General features: G+C 41.0%; 22 protein-coding genes. 9 read left to right on the top strand and 13 right to left on the bottom strand.

Annotation, left to right across the window (positions count from 1 at the left end; all coding sequences use genetic code 11):
- Positions 1-4 precede the first annotated feature (4 nt).
- From LS71_RS01935 to rplI, 5 genes are read right to left on the bottom strand one after another with little or no spacing between them, the layout of a single operon-like run.
- Complete coding sequence (locus LS71_RS01935; protein ID WP_034356676.1) at positions 5-1,012, bottom strand: L,D-transpeptidase family protein; 1,008 nt, start codon at positions 1,010-1,012, stop codon at positions 5-7.
- A gap of 25 nt (positions 1,013-1,037) precedes the next feature.
- Positions 1,038-1,961 carry a GTPase Era gene (gene era, locus LS71_RS01930; protein WP_138109795.1) on the bottom strand — a complete coding sequence of 308 codons (924 nt, stop codon included), beginning with the start codon at positions 1,959-1,961 and terminating at the stop codon, positions 1,038-1,040.
- A gap of 9 nt (positions 1,962-1,970) precedes the next feature.
- Entirely contained in the window at positions 1,971-3,287 is a 1,317-nt protein-coding gene (gene hslU / locus LS71_RS01925; RefSeq protein WP_420810246.1) for an HslU--HslV peptidase ATPase subunit, read from the bottom strand.
- A 22-nt stretch (positions 3,288-3,309) separates the two neighbouring features.
- Positions 3,310-3,852 (bottom strand): ATP-dependent protease subunit HslV, encoded by a 543-nt coding sequence (hslV, locus tag LS71_RS01920; protein ID WP_034356670.1) that lies wholly within the window; start codon positions 3,850-3,852, stop codon positions 3,310-3,312.
- On the bottom strand, positions 3,852-4,304 hold the full coding sequence (rplI, locus tag LS71_RS01915; RefSeq protein ID WP_034356668.1) for a 50S ribosomal protein L9: 453 nt from the start codon (positions 4,302-4,304) through the stop codon (positions 3,852-3,854). The genes hslV and rplI overlap by 1 nt, the downstream gene beginning before the upstream one ends.
- Before the next feature lie 20 nt (positions 4,305-4,324).
- Between rplI and LS71_RS01910 the strand changes: the two genes are divergently transcribed.
- A complete protein-coding gene (locus LS71_RS01910) occupies positions 4,325-5,035 on the top strand; it encodes a M48 family metallopeptidase (protein WP_238700267.1) in 711 nt (236 codons plus the stop codon).
- A 457-nt stretch (positions 5,036-5,492) separates the two neighbouring features.
- On the opposite strand, the gene LS71_RS01905 is transcribed toward LS71_RS01910, so the two are convergent.
- The 7 genes from LS71_RS01905 to napA form a co-directional block, all read right to left on the bottom strand.
- Positions 5,493-6,095, bottom strand: coding sequence for a YiiX/YebB-like N1pC/P60 family cysteine hydrolase (locus tag LS71_RS01905; RefSeq protein ID WP_069723523.1), 603 nt, complete (start codon positions 6,093-6,095; stop codon positions 5,493-5,495).
- 9 nt (positions 6,096-6,104) lie between these two features.
- Positions 6,105-6,473 carry a chaperone NapD gene (locus tag LS71_RS01900; protein WP_034356359.1) on the bottom strand — a complete coding sequence of 123 codons (369 nt, stop codon included), beginning with the start codon at positions 6,471-6,473 and terminating at the stop codon, positions 6,105-6,107.
- A gap of 16 nt (positions 6,474-6,489) precedes the next feature.
- On the bottom strand, positions 6,490-7,470 hold the full coding sequence (locus tag LS71_RS01895) for a WD40 repeat domain-containing protein (protein ID WP_034356365.1): 981 nt from the start codon (positions 7,468-7,470) through the stop codon (positions 6,490-6,492).
- Positions 7,471-7,533: 63 nt separating this feature from the next.
- Positions 7,534-8,067, bottom strand: a complete 534-nt coding sequence (locus LS71_RS01890; RefSeq protein WP_034356356.1) for a nitrate reductase cytochrome c-type subunit — start codon at positions 8,065-8,067, stop codon at positions 7,534-7,536.
- Positions 8,064-8,990 (bottom strand): quinol dehydrogenase ferredoxin subunit NapH, encoded by a 927-nt coding sequence (gene napH / locus LS71_RS01885; protein WP_034356354.1) that lies wholly within the window; start codon positions 8,988-8,990, stop codon positions 8,064-8,066. Before napH ends, LS71_RS01890 begins: the two co-directional genes overlap by 4 nt.
- Positions 8,987-9,823, bottom strand: a complete 837-nt coding sequence (gene napG / locus LS71_RS01880) for a ferredoxin-type protein NapG (RefSeq protein ID WP_034356351.1) — start codon at positions 9,821-9,823, stop codon at positions 8,987-8,989. The genes napH and napG overlap by 4 nt, the downstream gene beginning before the upstream one ends.
- A 9-nt stretch (positions 9,824-9,832) precedes the next feature.
- Positions 9,833-12,646 carry a nitrate reductase catalytic subunit NapA gene (gene napA, locus LS71_RS01875; protein WP_034356348.1) on the bottom strand — a complete coding sequence of 938 codons (2,814 nt, stop codon included), beginning with the start codon at positions 12,644-12,646 and terminating at the stop codon, positions 9,833-9,835.
- A gap of 264 nt (positions 12,647-12,910) precedes the next feature.
- Here napA and LS71_RS01870 point away from each other — a divergent pair, with 264 nt between their 5' ends.
- The 8 genes from LS71_RS01870 to LS71_RS01835 all read left to right on the top strand — a co-directional run bounded on the left by LS71_RS01870 (position 12,911) and on the right by LS71_RS01835 (position 17,883).
- Positions 12,911-13,576, top strand: a complete 666-nt coding sequence (locus LS71_RS01870) for an HAD family hydrolase (RefSeq protein ID WP_034356345.1) — start codon at positions 12,911-12,913, stop codon at positions 13,574-13,576.
- Between the two features lie 67 nt (positions 13,577-13,643).
- Positions 13,644-14,129: a transcription elongation factor GreA gene (gene greA / locus LS71_RS01865; RefSeq protein ID WP_194145644.1), complete on the top strand. Its 486-nt coding sequence runs from the start codon at positions 13,644-13,646 to the stop codon at positions 14,127-14,129.
- Between the two features lie 9 nt (positions 14,130-14,138).
- Entirely contained in the window at positions 14,139-14,579 is a 441-nt protein-coding gene (gene dut / locus LS71_RS01860; protein ID WP_034356342.1) for a dUTP diphosphatase, read from the top strand.
- A 22-nt stretch (positions 14,580-14,601) separates the two neighbouring features.
- Positions 14,602-15,252, top strand: a complete 651-nt coding sequence (locus tag LS71_RS01855; protein ID WP_034356339.1) for a tetratricopeptide repeat protein — start codon at positions 14,602-14,604, stop codon at positions 15,250-15,252.
- A 10-nt stretch (positions 15,253-15,262) separates the two neighbouring features.
- Positions 15,263-16,318 (top strand): hypothetical protein, encoded by a 1,056-nt coding sequence (locus LS71_RS01850; protein ID WP_034356337.1) that lies wholly within the window; start codon positions 15,263-15,265, stop codon positions 16,316-16,318.
- Complete coding sequence (locus LS71_RS01845; RefSeq protein ID WP_034356334.1) at positions 16,318-16,938, top strand: type III pantothenate kinase; 621 nt, start codon at positions 16,318-16,320, stop codon at positions 16,936-16,938. The genes LS71_RS01850 and LS71_RS01845 overlap by 1 nt, the downstream gene beginning before the upstream one ends.
- Before the next feature lie 19 nt (positions 16,939-16,957).
- A complete protein-coding gene (gene hisG, locus LS71_RS01840) occupies positions 16,958-17,566 on the top strand; it encodes an ATP phosphoribosyltransferase (RefSeq protein ID WP_034356332.1) in 609 nt (202 codons plus the stop codon).
- Positions 17,563-17,883, top strand: a complete 321-nt coding sequence (locus LS71_RS01835; RefSeq protein WP_034356329.1) for a hypothetical protein — start codon at positions 17,563-17,565, stop codon at positions 17,881-17,883. The genes hisG and LS71_RS01835 overlap by 4 nt, the downstream gene beginning before the upstream one ends.
- On the opposite strand, the gene LS71_RS01830 is transcribed toward LS71_RS01835, so the two are convergent.
- Complete coding sequence (locus tag LS71_RS01830; RefSeq protein ID WP_194145643.1) at positions 17,873-19,402, bottom strand: hypothetical protein; 1,530 nt, start codon at positions 19,400-19,402, stop codon at positions 17,873-17,875. The two genes, LS71_RS01835 and LS71_RS01830, sit on opposite strands and share 11 nt — an antisense overlap.
- Between the last annotated feature and the right edge of the window lie 10 nt (positions 19,403-19,412).

Here is a 19,412-nt window from a genome sequence, read left to right as displayed (position 1 = left end):
ACAATTATTTTTCGCTTAGAATCCTTATATGTGCGTTTTCAAGCACTACATACATATCTTTTTTGCCCATAGAGCTAAAATTTACCTTGCCATTAAGATAGGCTTTATAATCTTGCACAAAACTAATGCGATACATATTGCGATTTGCCTCATTTGGGTAAATTGAAACATTAATATTTGAAATGCGTATGACCTTATCTTCATTTTTAGCAAATATATTTTTCTTATACTCCTTAAATGCCTTAAAGCTCATACCATCGGGACGATAGAAATCCTTTTCATCATAAAAATTTAAATAACTTGCTAAATCACTCCTTTGCCACGCATCTTTCCACTGATAAAGCTGTGAAAGCACGATAGATAGCTCCTCTATGCTTGCACTCTTAAATGCGCCTTCATAAGTGATAAGCATAGTTTTTTTCCAGTCAATGAGATTATCATATTTTTTAAGCAGCTCATTCTCAATGGCTATGCAGCCGCGCGTATTCAAATCCTGCCGATTTCCATTAAGCGGCAGCCCGTGAATCCAAATACCACTGCCTGTTTTTTTGAGCGATTTATCATACACATTAGGATAGTCTGTAGGAAAAGCAAGCGGTCCATAGTATTGGTCTAAACCTGTAAGCCGCCCGGTTAAATCATAGCTGCCAATGGGTGTGGTCAAATCACCCTCTTTTCGCTTATTACCCTTGCCCTTTGCCACAAGAGCTGGCGAATCGCCAATGAGCGTAAGCTTTAAATCCGCGACTTTATAGAGCTTAAGACTAGGCGCACTTTTATCTGCGACAAATAAAAATGATAAATCCTCAAAATATCCATATTCTGTGGCATTTTCTTTCAAATAATCCGCCCAATACGCGCTACTTGTTAAATATTTATCAAATGTAGATTCTATAGATTTTATACCATGTTTTCTGTATTCATTTACTAGCTCCACGACCTGCGCATCAAGTGCGTAAAGTCCGCTTACACTCCACACCACGCACAAAAGCCACTTTCTAAATCCGCTCATAGCCTCTACTCCTTGAATGCTTGCTTTACTGCGCAAAATCATACCCTATTTTTTTCAACACATCTTTGTGTTTGCTCCAGCCTTTATGCACCTCTACATCAAGCTTTAAAAATATATCTTTGGGGCTAAGTGAGGCAATTTTGTGCCTTGCACATTGACTAATGCGCTTAATGCTACTCCCGCCTTTGCCGATAACTACTCCCTTTTGGCTTTGCTTCTCTACAATAATATGCGCATAGATTCTATCACGCCGCACACCCTCTTCAAAATGCTTAATCACCACATCGGCTTCATAGGGGATTTCATCACTTAGATTCTCAAATAGACTTTGTCGTATCATTTCTTTATAAATCTCTTTAAGCGAAGCGGGCGTAAGTAGCTCATCATCGTAAAAAAAAGGCGCATAGGGCAAATGTGAAGCAATACACGCTAGCAACTGCTCCCTTTGAAAGCCTTTTTTAACGCTTATAGGCAAAAGCGCTAGAAAATATTGGCTAAAAGCTTGATACTGCGCTATTTTTGCTAGTAGCTCACTTTGCGTGCATGTGTCAGTTTTAGTCAAAAGCAAAATATGCGCTTTATGCTCATAGAGGCGCAAAAATGCCTCATAATGCTTTACATCATCACTCACTGGAGCTAAATACATTGCCAAATCACAATCACTCATTGCCTTTAAGGCTTGGGAGAGCATATATTGATTGAGTAATTTCTCTTGATGATGAATGCCCGGCGTATCTACAAAAATAATTTGCGCCCTAAGCGGCGCGTAAGGCACGATAAGCTGTAGCTGCTTGCGTGTGGCATTTGCTTTGTGCGACACGAGCGCGAGATGCTCGCCTAAGAGATGATTAAGAAGTGTTGATTTGCCAGCATTTGGTCTGCCAAGTGTCGCCACAAATCCCGCTCTAGTTGGCTCATGGCTTTGTTGCGTGTCTTTATTTTCTGCCATAATTAACATTTATAGAATATAGCGCGCCAAATCGATATTCTCCACCAAATCCCCTAGCCGCTCGCGCACCATTTCTCCTGTCACCTCTATTTCCTTACCCGCGTAAGTATCCACATCAAAGCTAATATCCTCCAGCACGCGCTCAATAGTTGTATGCAAACGCCTAGCGCCAATATCCTCTGTGCGTTCATTAGCACTATGAGAAAGCCTAGCAAGCTCCCTTATAGCCTCATCGCTAAACTCAAGTGTAATATTTTCAGTATGGAGCAGTAATTGATATTGACGCAAAAGCGAACTTTTAGTCTGTGTAAGAATTTGATACAAACTCTCTTCATTTAAGCTTTGTAGCTCTACACGCAGGGGAAATCGCCCTTGTAGCTCGGGGATTAAATCACTAGGCTTGCTAAAGTGAAACGCGCCCGCTGCGATAAATAAAATATAATCTGTTTTAATCTGTCCATATTTTGTATTCACCACACTGCCCTCAACAATAGGCAACAAGTCGCGCTGCACGCCCTCTTTACTGGGGTCTTGACGCGAGCTATCTTTGCTCCCAACGGCTACTTTATCAATCTCATCAATAAAAATTACACCATTTTCCTGCGCGCGCCGCAAGCCCTCCGCGCGTATAGAATCTGCATCTAGCACAGATTCTGTAGCCTCAAAGGTAAGAGCTTCTTTTGCCTCTTTGACGCTCATTTCTTTTTTAATTTTATCTTGTGTGACATTTAACACTTTAAAAATAGATTCTTGCACTTTTATCATATCAGGCGGGAGGTTTTCATCATTAACTTGAGGCTTTTTGCTCACTTCTACTTCAATTTTTAAATCATCAACCTCGCCTTTTATCACGCGCTGCTTCATTTTGGCAAAACTTATATCATACTCATTTTTCTTTGCCTCACTCACGCCACTTGGCAGAGGTGGGAGGAGCTTTTGAGTGATTTTTTCAATAATATAATCATTAATTTGTGCTTGCGCGCGCGCCCTATGCTCATTCTCTACCAAATTTACACTTGCTAGCACCAAATCACGCACCATAGATTCTACATCGCGCCCCACAAAGCCCACTTCAGTATATTTGCTCGCCTCTACTTTCACAAAAGGCAATCCCATCATCTTTGCCATACGGCGAGCGATTTCAGTCTTTCCTACGCCCGTTGAGCCAATCATCAAAATATTTTTGGGCGTAATCTCATCTTGCACCTCTTTATCAAGCCTTAAGCGCCGATAGCGATTTCTAAGCGCAATTGCTACAGCCTTTTTAGCCTCATGCTGCCCGATGATATAGCCATCAAGATATTCCACAATCTGCTTTGGTGTCATATTTTCTTTCATTCCCTCTCCGTTATAATGCTAAAATTTTAATATTTGTATTAGTGTAAATGCATAGCTCACCAGCTATTTTCAAAGAATGCTCTACAATTTCGCGCGGTGAGAGCTGGCTATGGGCGTCCAAAGCACGCGCTGCACTTAGGGCATAATTTCCTCCGCTGCCAATAGCGGCAATCTTACCATCTTCTGGCTCCACCACATCGCCCGTGCCGCTTAAAATATAAATATGCTCGCTATCTAGCACAATCATCATCGCTTCTAGTTTGCGCAAATACTTATCTTTGCGCCATTCTTTGCTAAATTCTAGCACGCTGCGCACTAAATCGCCCTTGCGCCCTTCTAAAATACGCTCAAACATATCAAATAAACTAAACGCATCTGCTGTGCTGCCTGCAAAGCCGCTTAAGATTTGCCCATTATAAAGCGTGCGGATTTTAGTGGCGTTATTTTTTAGCACGCAATTGCCAAATGTTACTTGCCCATCACCACCAATAATAGCACACTTTTTGCCCTTATACTCGCCCTTGTAGCCTAGTATGGTTGTCGCTTCAAACATTAAGCTTCCTTTAGCGGCTCTATAGTGAGCTTCAAAGTCGCATTAATGCCGTGCCCTAGCTTTATTTGCACATCAAATGCACCTATGTGCTTGATAGCATGTGCGATTTCAATATGCTTTTTGTCAAGCTCGATTTTATGCTCCTTAAGCACTTGGGCGATTTCCTCTTTTGTGATTGAGCCAAAAAGCGTATCATTTGCGCCCACTTTTTTATGCAAAGTAAGATGGATAGATTCTATATTTTTTTTCATTTGCTGCATTTGAGCAATCTCTAGTGCGGCTTGCTCCTCTGCCTTTTTTTGCTGGGCTTTATATTTATTAATCACCTCATTTGTAGCGCGCGCGGCTTTATTTTTAGCGATTAAAAAATTCTGCCCATAGCCGTCTTTGACTTCAACAATCTCACCCTTTTTCCCTAGCCCCTGCACATTCTCCAAAAGCAACACTTTCATATTTTCTCCATTGCGTTATAATGGCTGAAATTATAACTAAAAGTGTCAATATAATGTTAAAAACCCTGCAAAAATCTTATGCAAAAGCCTCTAGCATTTCTCTTGAGCGCAAAAATATCAAATATCCGCGCATTGTGATTAAAGCAGATTTATCCCTTTTTGTGCGCGTGCCAATGGGCTTTTCTAGCACTGAAGTGCAGCAATTTATTAACACACATCATTTGTGGATACAATCTCACCTTGATAGGCTATCCAAGCACACTTCCTCCACGCATTCGCTCCTGCAATCTCATCATAATGAAATACTTATCTTTGGCGTATGGCAGCATTTAGATTCTGTGCGTATAGAATCTAGCACGCTTTTTACCCCTACGCTAAAAAAGGCGCTTCAGCAAAGGCTTTATGATTATATTATCCCGCGTGCGCAGGAGTTTAGCGCGCGTATGAATTTAGCTTACAAAGCCATTAAAATCACCAACGCCACTTCGCGCTTTGGCAGCTGCACTTATGATAATCGCCTCTTTTTTTCATTTATGCTTATTTTTGCGCCGCATTCACATATTGATTATGTTATTATCCATGAACTAGCGCATATTAGGCATAAAAATCATTCATTTAAGTTTTGGAATCTTGTCTTGCAATATTGCCCAAATGCTAAAACTATCCGCAAAGATTTGCGCGAGCAGGCTAGAATCTACCCATTTTTGCTTGAAAAGTTATCTCCACGCTAAAGCGTGTAGCCCAATTTATAGAATCTAGGTTAGATTCTATCATGTCCGCGCTGTTGCTTTTTTGACAAAAAGCCGCGCGCATCTTGCAAATGCAAGCAAAGCTCACATTTGCGCCTAAAGTATAAAGTTATAGCTGCTTACGCATCTATCAACTTGGTTTTTGAGGTTAGATTCTATCATGTCCGCACTTGTTGCGCTTACGCGCGGTGCGGTCTTACAAATATGAGCAAAGCTCACATTTGCGCCTAAAGTATAAAGTTATAGCTGCTTACGCATCTATCAACTTGGTTTTTGAGGTTAGATTCTATCATGTCCGCACTTGTTGCGCTTACGCGCGGTGCGGTCTTACAAATGCAAGCAAAGCTCACATTTGCGCCTAAAGGATAAAGTTATAGCTGCTTACGCATCTATCAACTTAGTTTTTGAGGTTAGATTCTATAAATGCCACTAGCAATGCTCAATCTTTTTTAAGCATTACAAGTGCGCTAGATTGGGACATATCGTTTGGATTTGTGCCTAGCTCTCCTTGTGGCACGCTTTCTCCAAGTTTGGCAAATAAATCTTGCCAATATTTGGGCAATGAGCCATCGGGCGCGTAAAAATTCATAGGCTTTGCCTCAAAAATATGCCTGCCCTGCTTATCAAGATAGGATTCATACACCAGCTCGCTGCAATACATTCTGCCATTATTCACGCCATAATAATCATCATAAGGCTGCCCTAAAAATGTCTTTGCCCTGCGAATAATGGTATTTATATCTTGAGGCTGCTTTAATCGCATCACATCATAAGAGGGATTTTCTGCCTTAAAATCGCTCCATTCGCTCCTTACTACGCCTTTTTGCGGGTGGGCTTCTAGCACATAGATTCTATGTTTATCCACTTCGATAATGCCCACATGCGTGTAGTTTGTCATCTTTTTTTGCGTGGCTGCCACAATGGCATCATCAAATACAGAATCTGCTGCATGCACAAAGACCAAATCCCCGCTTTGCACATTCTTTTCATTCCCATAGCTTAAGCCACACAGCATACACACGCACAATAAAAGACATCTCATCTTTGCTCCTTAGTGTTTATGCTTTAGGCTTTCTGCCATAATGTGCGCAATAGAGCCAGAATATGCGATATGTTCAGCTGGGATAGAATCATCATTCAAAAATTCATATCCACCATCTTGCATAGCCCTTAGCTGCGCATTTAGCTCATTTTCCTGATAAGTGTAGTGCATATTAGCACTCATGACACCCTCTAGAGTCTCTAAATATTTATTTAACGCCATTTCTTCGCCTGCATTGGCTGCTTCAATCACTACAATAATATGGCTAGATTCTCTATCTTTAAGGTAAATTTCACAGCCCTGCAAACCCATAATCGCGCGCTCCACATCATCAAATGCCGCTTGTGTAGTCTTTACCACAATGCTTGAAATATTCATATCCTAACTCCTTAAGTTAAAATCGCCAAATCACAAAACTCTTATCATCATTGCCCGAAATGAGTGTATGCTCATCATAAAACAGCAGTGTATTTACAAGCGAGCTAGAGCCTTTAAGCACAAAATACTCTTGCATATTATCAAGTCTTACAAGGCTTATATCATTTTGCTCATTTTTTGTAAAAGCCGCCCACTGCGCTTGTGGCGAAATCCCCACCGCATAGATGAGAAATTCACTCCTTAAGCTTGTGGCACGCTGCAGGGTAAAACCTATTGTATCTTGTTTTTTAGAATCTGCAAAGGTAAAAATTGCCATTTGTTTATCCACGCCAGCGGTTAAAATGGTGTGCTTAGCAGATACTACTTGATAGTTATTGTCTTTATTTATCGCAAGTCTTTGCAATAAAGCACCACTTTCTGCATTGAATACATTCACAATGCCAGATTCATCAGTGCTAAAAATATAGGGCATATTCACGCATAAGTCCGAAAATCGCGCCACACTTGCATGCGCAGTGTAGAGAAAGGTTTGTTTATTTAAATCATAAAGCTTAATTTCATTACTTAAAAATCCCAAAACAAGCCTATCTTTACCCGCTGTGCGCATACGCTTAGGCGCGCTTGTGGTGGTCAAAACAACTTGCACATTTTTAGTATCCTTAAGATTAAGCTTTAGAATCTGCCTTTTGCCTAGTGAAGCCTCACATAGGATAAATAGCTCCTTACCATCAAAAGTAGCCACATCATACACACGCGAGGGGTGTTTATTCCCAAAATAATCCTCAATTAAAGGTAAATTGATACTAGCAACTTTGCGCGCGTGCTCGGCACTATTGAGTGTAAAAATATCTATGCCACCCTCTGCATTGCCTGCAAAAATCTTATCATCAAATAAACTAATATGCGTAAGAATGGCGTCTATATGGATAACTTGCGCATCTTTAGCATAAATGCTAGTAGATTCTATATTTTGCGCTACAACATCTTGCGCCCCCAAAAATGGGCTTAGAGCGCATATAAAACATAAGATTTTTAATGTGTGCCAATACGCGTGCAGCAACTATTTCACACCTTCATTAAGCACATCAAGCAAATTTGAAGCGCTCTTGCCATCTTGTGTGCGGAAAGTGGGCGAAAAAGTATTGGCAATAGCTGGAGCTACATTGGCTTGAGGCGTGTGGCATAGCACGCAGTTAAAGCGCGCATGAGCCACTTCATTTAATTTCTTATCTGTGCGCAAATCATAAGTATGCGAAGCAGGCACAGGAATTGCCCCAATGTCTGCTGCAATAGCGGGGTCATGGCAGGCTAAGCATTGATTATTATCCGCTGTAATAGGCAGCATATCATCAATATTGTGCGGTATCATGGGCGGGGCATTCTCATAAGAGCGCTCAATTCTAGTGCTTTCGCCTGCTGATGCGGTAGGATACTCATACTGCAGCAATTTCACATCTTTTTCATCTTCTAAATCTACCTTTCTTATCCCAATATCCGTATCTGCTACCTCCTCTTTTGCAGATTTAGAATCTGAACAAGCAAACAATGCTAACCCAAGCAAGCCAATCATCAAACCTCTAGCGTATTTTTTCATTTTCTCTCCTTAAGTGTCAAATTTAAGATACTAAATGTTAGTGCATTATCATCGCACGCCTCAATACATCTCCCACAGCGCAAACAAGTCATCGTCTTAAACGCGCCACTTTCCTTGCCAATAGGCTTTAACACCTCTGGTTCTGGGCAAATCTGCACACATTGCATACATTTTGTGCAATTTGCTACATTATGAGAAACGCGCAAAAGTGCAAATTTCCCTATAAGCGAATACATCGCACCTAGCGGACAAATATGCCCACAAAAGCCATTTTTCACCATAAATAAATCAAATAAAAACACCGCCACAATAGCAAATACACCAAATCCCATACCAAAAACTACGCCACGATGCAGCATAGAAATAGGGCTAAGTAGCTCAAAGGCTGCCACACTAAAGATAGCACTTAGCGCTAAGCCCAAAGCTAAAATCACAAATCGCGTTAAGCGCGAGAAAAACAGCTTACGCGGGGCGCGGTTTAAGCCTAGTTTTGTGCGCAAAAAACTAGCCAAATCTGTAACTAAATTAATAGGACACACATACGCGCAATACGCCCTACCCAAAAACACACCATAAATAATTACTACAAGCGCCACGCCCAAAAGCACATCAAGGGCTAATCCACCTCCGGCTAGAAAAATTTGCAACGCACCTAGCGGGTCTGCTAGGCTAAAAAGCCCATTAAACCACTTTGAATAGCTTAAATTCCCTTGCACAATGCTACTTATCGCACTTGGTGTTTTAGCCAAAACAGAGCTAGAATCACCGATGTAAGATTCTATATCACCACCAAAAATGCCTATTTCCTCCACATTTTGCACATTTTTAAATGTAGCGATAGAATAATTCCCTAGCACAAACAAAATAAGAATAGCAAACTGGCAAAAGCGTCTCAAAAGAAGATATTTCATCTTTCTCATCATAAATCCTCTAATGAGTTATTAAGATAATCTAAGCCACCGCTTGCTGGTGTATTTTGCGGCTTTTGTTGAGAATCTTTAACCTCAAAAAGGCGAGATTCATCACTTTTATCCCAACCTTTAATGTAGTTTGTCCCCATTTTGCCTAGCGCCACACTACGCGGCAAGACAATAATCGTAGGAAGTTCTGTCACGCAAGCCTTTTCGCACATACCGCAGCCCGTGCAGTAATCACTATCCACCACAGGGAGCAAAAAGCCATGTTTGCCTGTGCGCTCATTACGCTTATACTCAAGCTTAATAGCCTTATCTAAAAGTGGGCAAGCGCGATAGCACGCATCACACTGAATCCCAGCATACGCGATGCAATGTTTAGAATCTACCACAGCCACGCCCATTGTGGCATTATTAATATCTGCTTGCGTGTAATTTACGCCCTCTTCGTGCTTTTTAGGCTGATACAATCGCTTTAAATCAAGTGCATTCGTAGGGCAAGCCGCCGCGCAAGGAATATCCCTGCACATATAGCAAGGCACTTTGCGCGCTTCAAAAAAAGGTGTGCCAATGACTGTGTCATCATTTGGTGTAGCAAGCTTTAGCGTATAAAATGGGCAAGCCTCCACGCAAAGACCGCATTTAATGCAGCTAGCGATAAACTCCGCATCATTTTTACTCGCCCCAGGTGGACGCAAAATATTTGCATTGCCTGCTTTTGCCACATTGATATAAGCCCCCCAAATAAGCGCGCCAAAGAGAGCAAAGCCTGCGTTCTGCCCTATTTTTACTAATGCTTCGCGCCTTTGTGGGTTAAACAATGTCGGTATTTTATGTGACACATATTATCCTTATGCTTTATAGACTTTCACGGCACATTTTTTAAAATCTGTCTGCTTAGAAATGGGACAAGTCGCATCTAAACAAACTTTATTAATAAATACATTTTCATCAAACCAAGGCACATAAATAAGCCCTTTTGGCGGACGATTTCTACCACGCAAATCAAGCTTAGCCTTAACTTTTCCGCGCCTAGATTCTACCCAAACTACATCATTTTGCGCAAAACTATGCGCATTTGCATCTTCAGGGTGCATATAGCAGAGCGCTTCAGGCACAGCGCGATAAAGTTCAGGCACACGCATAGTCATTGTCCCGCTATGCCAATGCTCCAGCACACGCCCTGTGCAAAGCCACATAGGATATTCCTCATTTGGCATTTCGCAAGGGTCCATATAAGGGCGTAAAAAGATTTTTGCCTTATTATCAATGCTCACTTTTGCTTCACTAGGCGCATTAAGCGAACCAGATGGCATATCTTTGCCTTTGTTTCCATAGAATGCAAATGCCTTGCCATTGCCATATTTTTGGGCGTAGTAATCATACTTTGCATTAAATCGCCATTGTGTTTCTTTGCCATTCACCACAGGCCAGCGCAAACCTCTTACTTGATGATAGGTATCAAAATCTGCCAAATCGTGTCCATGCCCTAAGCCAAACTGACGATACTCCTCCCACAAATATTTTTGAATAAAAAATCCATAGCCCTTAAATGTCTCTCCACTGCCATCTGTAACATTGCGGTAATCGCCAAACACCTCTGTATTTAGCTCATCTTTCAATACAGAATCTTGCGCACTAAAAGCCTTTGCGCTTTTATTTGCATACAGCACATCATAGAGCGTATCATCGGCTTTATAGCCCATAGCCTTAGCAGATTCTAACACAGGCTTTAAGCCAAGTTCGCTATATTCTTTCCCCCATACTTCGCTTAATTTAAAGCGCTTAGCAAATTCCATCATTTGCCAAATATCAGGCATAGCCTCACCGGGCGCTACAACTTGTTGCTTCCAATGCTGCGTGCGTCTCTCCGCATTGCCATACGCGCCCCATTTTTCATAAATCATAGCACTAGGCAAGATTAAATCCGCTACTTTAGCACTCACGCCCGGATAGCAATCACTCACCACGATAAAATTATCTAATTCTCTAGCTGCGGCAATCCAGTGATTTGCATTGGCTGTATTTTGCCATGGATTATTTACCTGCACCCACGCCCATTTGATTTTGCCATCTTCTAAATCGCGCATAATTTTAAGATAAGGCGAGCCAATTTTGCCATTTAATGTGCCAGCGGGCAAATTCCATATTTTTTCAGTAACTTCACGATGTTTTGGATTTGCCACTACCATATCTGCGGGTAATCTATGAGCAAATGTCCCCACTTCTCGCGCTGTGCCGCAAGCACTTGGTTGCCCTGTGAGTGAAAATGCACCATTGCCGGGCTTTGCCTGCTTGCCAAGTAGCATATGCACCATATAGCTTTGCTCATTCACCCAAGTGCCTCTTTGGTGTTGGTTCATACCCATTGTCCAAAAGCTCACTACCTTGCGATTTTTATCGATGTAATAATCAGCTAGATTCTGTAATTTTTGCTTAAAAGACTCCAAATCCTCATCAGGATTGCCCTTTGCAAGCTTTGCGACAAAATCAAGCGTATAAGGCTCTAAGCCCTTCTTAAAATCCTCAAAGCTAATGCCCCAGTGATTACCAGCAGCGCCTGCTTTGTCCATTTTCATTTCATCGCCTGCTTTTATGCCTAGATATTGCAGCGTTACGCCCTCATCATCACTCATAATTTTTGATACCTCTTTAGCGACAATATCGCGCTCTTGAGGTTTAAACTTGGGGTGATTTGGATTATTTCTCATACCATAGCCAATATTGACAAAGCCTGTGCTAAAGACACAATTTTCTTGCACAAACTCATTATCAATAGCATTGCGCTTCACAATTTCGCGCGCAATAAAGTTCCAAATGGCTAAATCTGTGTGAGGTTTAAAAATAATCTCAATATCGGCTAAATCCGAGGTGCGGTTGGTGTAGGTTGAGAGATTTATGACTTTAATTTTATCATGGCTTAATTTTCTATCTGTTACGCGACTCCAAAGCACAGGGTGCATTTCTGCCATATTTGCTCCCCAAGTGACAAAAGTATCAGTAAGCTCAATATCATCATAGCAGCCCGCTGGCTCATCAATACCAAAAGTCTCCATAAAGCCAACAACCGCGCTTGCCATACAATGCCGCGCATTAGGGTCGATGTTATTGCTTCTAAAGCCGCCTTTAATAAGCTTAACAGCTGCAAATCCTTCAGGGATAGTGTATTGCCCAGAGCCAAATACGGCTATGCCCGTTGGTCCTAGCTCATTGTAAGCTTTTTTAAATTGCTTTTCCATCTCATCAAATGCCCTTTTCCAGCTCACAGGCGCGAACTTGCCCTTTTTATCAAACTCGCCCTTGCTATTTACGCGCAAAAGTGGTTGGGTAAGCCTATCTGCGCCATACATAATTTTGGCGCAAAAATACCCCTTAATGCAGTTTAAGCCACGATTTACAGGAGCTTCTGGGTCGCCTTTCACGGCTACGATTTTGGCATGCCCATTACTATCTTTTTGCGTGGCTACCATAATGCCACAGCCCGTCCCACAGAATCTACACACTGATTTATCCCACTTCCAAAGCTTTTGAGCATTTTGCGCTTCTGCGCTCATCACGCTTGGAACGCTTAATCCCACGCTTGCTGCTGCTGAAGCGGCGGCTGCGCTTTTGATAAAATCTCGGCGCGAAAGTGCGGATTTGCTTTTTTCAATCTTGCTTGTCATAAAACCTCCTTAAAGTTGTAGCGCTAAAACGCTGTAGATTCTATAATTAATTCTCATTTTGGCGTTTTGATAAAAATCAATCCAAGTTAAGTAAAAATTGTCTTTATACCCCCAAGCCTTTATACTTTAAAATATATAAGCAGCGATGTTTTGTCGGCGTGTTTTGTAAAGTTTATCTGCCAAATTGTTGGGGCGCTATTGTGCAATTATGTAGAAACATCTGCCATAATGGCTCTTAGATTCTGTGCTACTTCAAGGATATGTATGAAACAACACATTGTGCTTTTTGATTTAGATGGCACGCTTATAGATTCTACGCAAGCCATTTATGAGAGCTTTTGCAAAGCCTATGAAGCAATGGGGCAAACCCCGCCATCATTTGAGCAAACAAAGGCTTGTATCGGGCATACTTTAGAGAATATGTTTTTGCAAAATAATGTAACAAGTTTCAATGTAGATAAATATGTCAATCACTACAGAATCTACTACCGCGCGCTTATGGAGAGCGGCACACATTTGCTCACCCACGCAAAAGAGGCAATCATAGAGGCTTATAATTTTGCATATCTTGGGATTGTAACCACAAAGCGCGGAGATTTCTCGCAGATTCTGTTAGAAAAATTAGGCGTATGGGAGTATTTTGAAACCATTGTCGGTATAGAATCTGTAAGCAGCCCTAAGCCTCACCCACAGCCTATTTTAATGGCATTGCAGCAGTTTCCTCAACAAGCGCGAAACATTCCCAAAGATAGAATCTACATGATAGGCGACACGCCCCTTGATATACAAGCAGCACAAGAAGCGGGGATTAATCCCATAGGCGTGCTATGTGGCTTTGGCAAAAAAGAGGATATGCAAGCTTTTGGCATACCTCTGTATGAGCATACATTGCAGGCAGTGCAGGCTATTGCGCAAAAATGCAGCATTTAGCCCTTGTTTATTTTACTTTAGCTATGATTAGCAATTTTGTTTGAAATCACTATTTATAGGGAGACAAATGGCAACAGAACCCATGACCAATTACGGCTATGAAAAGCTTGTAGCAGAATTAAAAAATTTAAAAGAAGTGCAGCGTCCAAATATCGTAGTAGAAATCGATGTGGCACGCTCGCATGGAGATTTGAAAGAAAATGCAGAATACCATGCTGCGCGCGAAAAACAGGCTTTCATAGAGGCGCGCATTAATGAATTAGGGCTTATGCTAGCAAATGCGCAGGTGATTGACCCCTCCACGCTGCCCCATGATAAAATCAGCTTTGGCTCAAGTGTTAAAATCCTTAATCTTGATACGGATAAAGAATTTATCTACACGCTTGTTGGCTCAATGGAGAGCAATCCATCGCAAGGCTTAATCTCTGTGTCCTCACCTATTGCTAAGGCTCTCATGGGCAAAAAGCAAGGCGATGAAGTGAGCATTATGCTGCCAAATGGCGAAAATGAATTTGAAATCCTTGAAGTATTTTATAAAGATATTGTTTTTTAGGATTATATTATGAAATACGTCACGCTAAAGATTAAAAAACTGCATAAAGATGCCATAATCCCTGCTTACCAAAGCCCGCAATCAGCAGGCTTTGATTTGCATGCTATTGAAGATTATGAGCTTCAAGCTGCACAAAGAATGCTAATTAGCACAGGTTTAGCCTTTGAGATAGAATCTGGCTTTGAAATTCAAGTGCGTCCAAGAAGTGGGCTAGCGCTTAGAAATGGCATAAGCGTGCTAAATACGCCCGGCACGATTGATAGCGACTATAGGGGTGAAATTAAAATTATCCTTATTAATCATTCAAATGAGACATTTTTTATTAAAAAAGGCGATAGAATAGCCCAAGCTGTGATTAATGAGATTTATCAAGCTGTGTTTCAAGAAGTGGTAGATTTAAGCGATACAGAGCGCGGAAGTGGGGGCTTTGGCTCTTCTGGCGTGAGCTAAAATATCAATAAAAGGAGATTGTATGGATTTGCAGACAAATCTTAAAGGCATTAAAGAATCATTTGACAATGACGAAAAAATGCTAGAGAATGCCTTTAGGCTAGAGCGATTATGGAGGAAATACCGCACTTTTATTATCGTGCTAGTGCTGTGTATTATTGGCGCGCTCATATACTGGCAAGTGGCGCAATATCTAGATTCTAAACGCGCGCAAGAGGCTAGCAGTGCTTATGATAAGCTCACACAAAATGCAGAGGATAAAGAGGCTTTGCAAACCTTAAAGCAATCTAGCCCGCAGCTGTATGATTTATATCAATATTTTAATGCACACGGCGATAGGGCAGTGTATGAGGGGCTTTTAGATTCTCAAAATGACTTTGTGCGTTTGCTCGCGCAATATGAAATGGCTTCTTTGCAAGCAGGTGCGATACTAGAGGCAAACGAGGCGAGCAAGCCAAATGAGGATATAAATGCGCTCTTGCAGCCTCTAGATTCTATAAAATCTGCAAATCTTAAAGATTTAGCCACTCTGCAAGCAGCCTACATACTCTTTAAAGCCAACAAAATAGACCAAGCCCACCAAAAGCTTATGCTTATCCCTCAAGATTCGCCACTAAGAAATGAGGCAACTATGCTTAAGCATTATGGCATTGATAATAAGCCATCATCATAGCGGAGCGTATATGAGAGAGCAAAAATATGTGTTTTTATGGATTATCTGCGCGCTATTGCTCATAAGTGGCTGTAGCTCAAAAAAGCATTTTGAGCCAAAGCTCATAAGCGGTGAGATGCCCTTTAAAGGCACACTTAGCGCGCCTCTGCAGAGCGTAACAAGACAGGGAGCTACGCTTAAGGATAATACACTTATAAGCTTTTGGCAAGGCATTACGCCTTTAGTGCTGCAGAAAGGCTATACTTTCCTCACGCAAGATAATCACACTTATGTCGTGCAGAAAGCTTGCGGCGAAATTCTCATTATAGAATCTAGCACGATAGAATCTAGTGCGCAAAATGCGCGTAATGCACCGCAAAGTCATCAAAGCATTTTGCACACGCTGCCTTTTGATAGCTGTGTGATTTCTGCAAGCCTAAAGGGCGATAAACTCGCTCTTGTGATGATTGATAACACGCTTATTTTTTATGATATAAGCGCGCAAAAAGAGATTTTTTCACAAAAATACCCCCAAGCCATTGCCATTAACGCCTACCTTGCCGCGCCTCAAATCACTAATGAATATGTGATTTATCCCGACTTAGAAGGGAAAATCCTCATATATAGCATCGCGCAAAATAAAATTATTAAAGATATTCTCATAAGCAGTGATAAATTTTTTAATAATGTGATTTATATGTATGCGCAGGGTAATTACTTGCTAGCGGCTACTGCAAAGCGTGTGAGCGCCATTATTGATGATAAGAATTTCAAATATGATGTGGATTTGCGCGATGTGCTGTTTGCTAATAACAAAGTGTATGTGCTAAGTATTGAGGGCGAAATTTTAGAGCTTGACCATACTTTAAAACTTTTGCGTAAAACGCGCCTGCCTTTTGCGGTGCTAAGTGGGCTTATTATCCATAATGACACGCTTTATACGCTTGAAAAAGGCGGCTACACTATCGCTATTAATCTTAGCGATTTTACGCCATTAGTGTATAAAAATAAGCTCCCTAAGAAAAAAAGTCTTTTTTATACCAAAGATACTTTTTTCTACGATAGGGCATATACAAGGTTTGAATAATGCTTTTGTGCGATGTGGGCAATACTTTTTTGCATTTTTATCATAAAGGGCGCATTTGGAAAGAAAAGCCCTACGCACTCACAAAAAAAAAAGAGAATCTGCCCATTTATTACATAAGCGTAAATGAGCGATTTGAGCGATGTTTGCTCGCTTCGCACCCTTATTGCATTAATGTGGGAGAGTATATTGAGCTAGATACGCCCTATGAGGGCTTAGGTATAGATAGAAAGGCCGCTTGCAAAGCCATTAGCGATGGTGTAATTATCGATGCAGGCAGTGCTATTACTGCTGATATTATGCATGAGGGTATCCATATGGGTGGCTACATTATGCCCGGGCTTGCTGCGTATAAAAAAATGTGTGCTGATATTTCGCCCGCGCTCAATAAAGAGCTAGAGCCGGGCGTAAATCTTTATGAATTGCCCAAAAACACCACAGACGCGCTAAGCTTTGGCGCGATAAAAAGCGTGATATTAATGATTAAAAATACTTCGCGCACTAAAAAGTTATATTTTACTGGCGGTGATGGCAAATTTTTTGCGCGTTTTTTTGAAAATGCCATTTATGATAATACACTGGTATTTAAGGGCATGCAAAAAGCCCTAGAAAAACATATCTAGATTCTATAAAGGAGGCGATATGATAAAGGTAGCCTTACCCAAAGGGCGCATAGCAAATGAAAGCCTAGCATTATTTGAGCGGCTGTATGATACGCAATTTGTCTTTGATGATAGAAAGCTGATTTTAGAGCATAAACATTTTACTTTTATGCTAGTGCGTAGCCAAGATGTGCCTACTTATGTTACTCACAAAGCCGCTGATGTAGGTATTGTAGGGCTTGATGTGATAGAGGAGCAGCAGGCAAATGTAGTAAGATTATTAAACCTAAACATTGGCAAATGCAAGGTAGTAGTAGGCTCTGAAGTGGGCAAAAGCCTAGATTATCAAAAGCCTCAGCTTAAAATCGCTACCAAAATGCCTCATATCACGCGCCAACACTTTGCGAGCAAGGCTGTATCTATCGAGGCGCTAAAGCTTTATGGCTCTATTGAGCTAGCTCCGCTTGTGGGGCTAAGCGATGGAATTGTGGATATTGTGGAAAGTGGCAATACGATGAGGCAAAATAATCTTAAAATCGATGAAGTTATTATGGAATCTAGCGCATATTTAGTCGCCAATAAAAATAGCTTTTATGAGAAAAAAGAGCTTATCTTAAGCCTTTATAATCGCCTAAAGGAGATAGTATGAGATATATAAAAGTAGCATTATGCGCATTATGTGTGAATATCGCGCTTGCTGGTGAATGGGTGATGTTTAGCGATGGGAAAGATACTTATATTTACTCAAGCAATACAGGTGAAATCTACATTCGCCACAGTATGGGCAAGAAAAATTATGAAGATGTCTTTGTGAAAATGCCGCGCGGGCAGCAGCCCACTGAAATAAAAGGCAAAAGCGCAGCCAACATTCCCCAACCGCAGCTACCCGATAGCCAAGCATTTAAAGATATGCAGCTAAACGCCCTTAAAAAATCACAAGAAATGCTAAACACCGCTATTGAGTAGATTCTGTTTGTAAAACATACACTTGCGCGGGGAGTTTAAAAATATTGCCCTTGTTGCTTAGATGGTGTTTTACACCTGCATTTTGCAAGCCCCACGCGCCAAGACTTAAAAGATTATAATAAGGCATATATCCCCAATTATCACTAGCAAATAACACCTTATGCGAGGCAAGTATAGAATCTACAAAGGCGTTATCAATAAATATATCCGCATAATTACTAAGCACCAAAATATCCGCGCCATTTATAGAATCTACAATCTCAAAATTACGCACATTATAAAAAGTTGGCAAAACACTATACCAATGCGGATACATCCATTCATTATAGCCACCCTTTACAAAGCCCACAAAATGTATTTTGTAAGTTTTCTGCGGGGATTGCTTCAAAAAATCAGCCAAAAAGTCCATAGCCTCATTATAGCTATATGTTTGAATTTTATTTTGCCCATAGTAGTGCAAGCCCTGCGGAAAGGTGCTTGTAAGCCAAATAAATCCCATAACTGCCACACTTAGCTTGGTAATCCACGCTTTTTTAATACGCTCCCTATAAGTGCGCCAGAAAAATATCCCATATAAGCATACAAGAACGCTAGGCGGGACAAAATAATGAAAGCTTGCCATACCTAATACCAAATACGCTATCACATACAGCGCCGCTATGCATAAAATACTATCCCAAAATGCGTTTATGGCATCTTTACGCACTAATACGCCATAGATTCTATAAATAAGCATAAGCGGGAGGGCAATACTTACAAAAGGCAGCGCAAGCAGTAGCACCACAAGCGTGCGCAGCGGGGAGAAAACACCATTTTCTGCATAGCTACTACTTGCCTCGCGCGTAAAATACATATACAGCACTAAAAACAAAACCGCACACAGCATGCATAGCAGAGAAAAAATAAGCTCTTTTTTACTTAATGTCTCTTTGGCATATATTTTAAACGCGCAATAAAAAAATCCAAATCCACCGATAAAAATAAAAGATACTTCTTTAAGATAAAGGCATGCATTGGCGCATACTAAGCCAAAAATTGCATAGATTAAACTTTGTGTAGAAAATAATTTATACGCGCAAAGCAAGAAAAGCATAAGAAATAGAATCTGCGTAGTTTCAGGGAAAGTAATTTGTGTCATAATTTTGACAAAGCCCACACTTAAAGCCACCAAAGCAAAGCTTATAAGTATATAGTGGTGCGGCACATCTAAGCTTTTAGCCAATATATAAAAACTTAAAGCAATGCCAAAGACACTTAGAGCATTAATAAACATAAGCGCATAAGGGTCAATAGATATATATGCCATTAAAGTCAAAGCCCAGCCTGCTAGAGGGAAAAATCGCCCATTGCCAAAAGCTAGCCCATGCCACGCGCTTTTATCCTGCACAAGCTGCGTATAAATGCTCATATCATCGCCACCCATAAGAGGCATGCTCGACTTATACACAATGGCTATGATATAAAGGCTTACAAATAGCCAATACCCCCCCCCCCCTCGTAACAATATCTTATCTATCATTTTTACTCCT

Source organism: Helicobacter jaachi (genome assembly GCF_000763135.2).
Taxonomy (GTDB): Bacteria; Campylobacterota; Campylobacteria; order Campylobacterales; family Helicobacteraceae; genus Helicobacter_C; species Helicobacter_C jaachi.
This window is presented reverse-complemented; position numbering and strand designations above follow the sequence as displayed.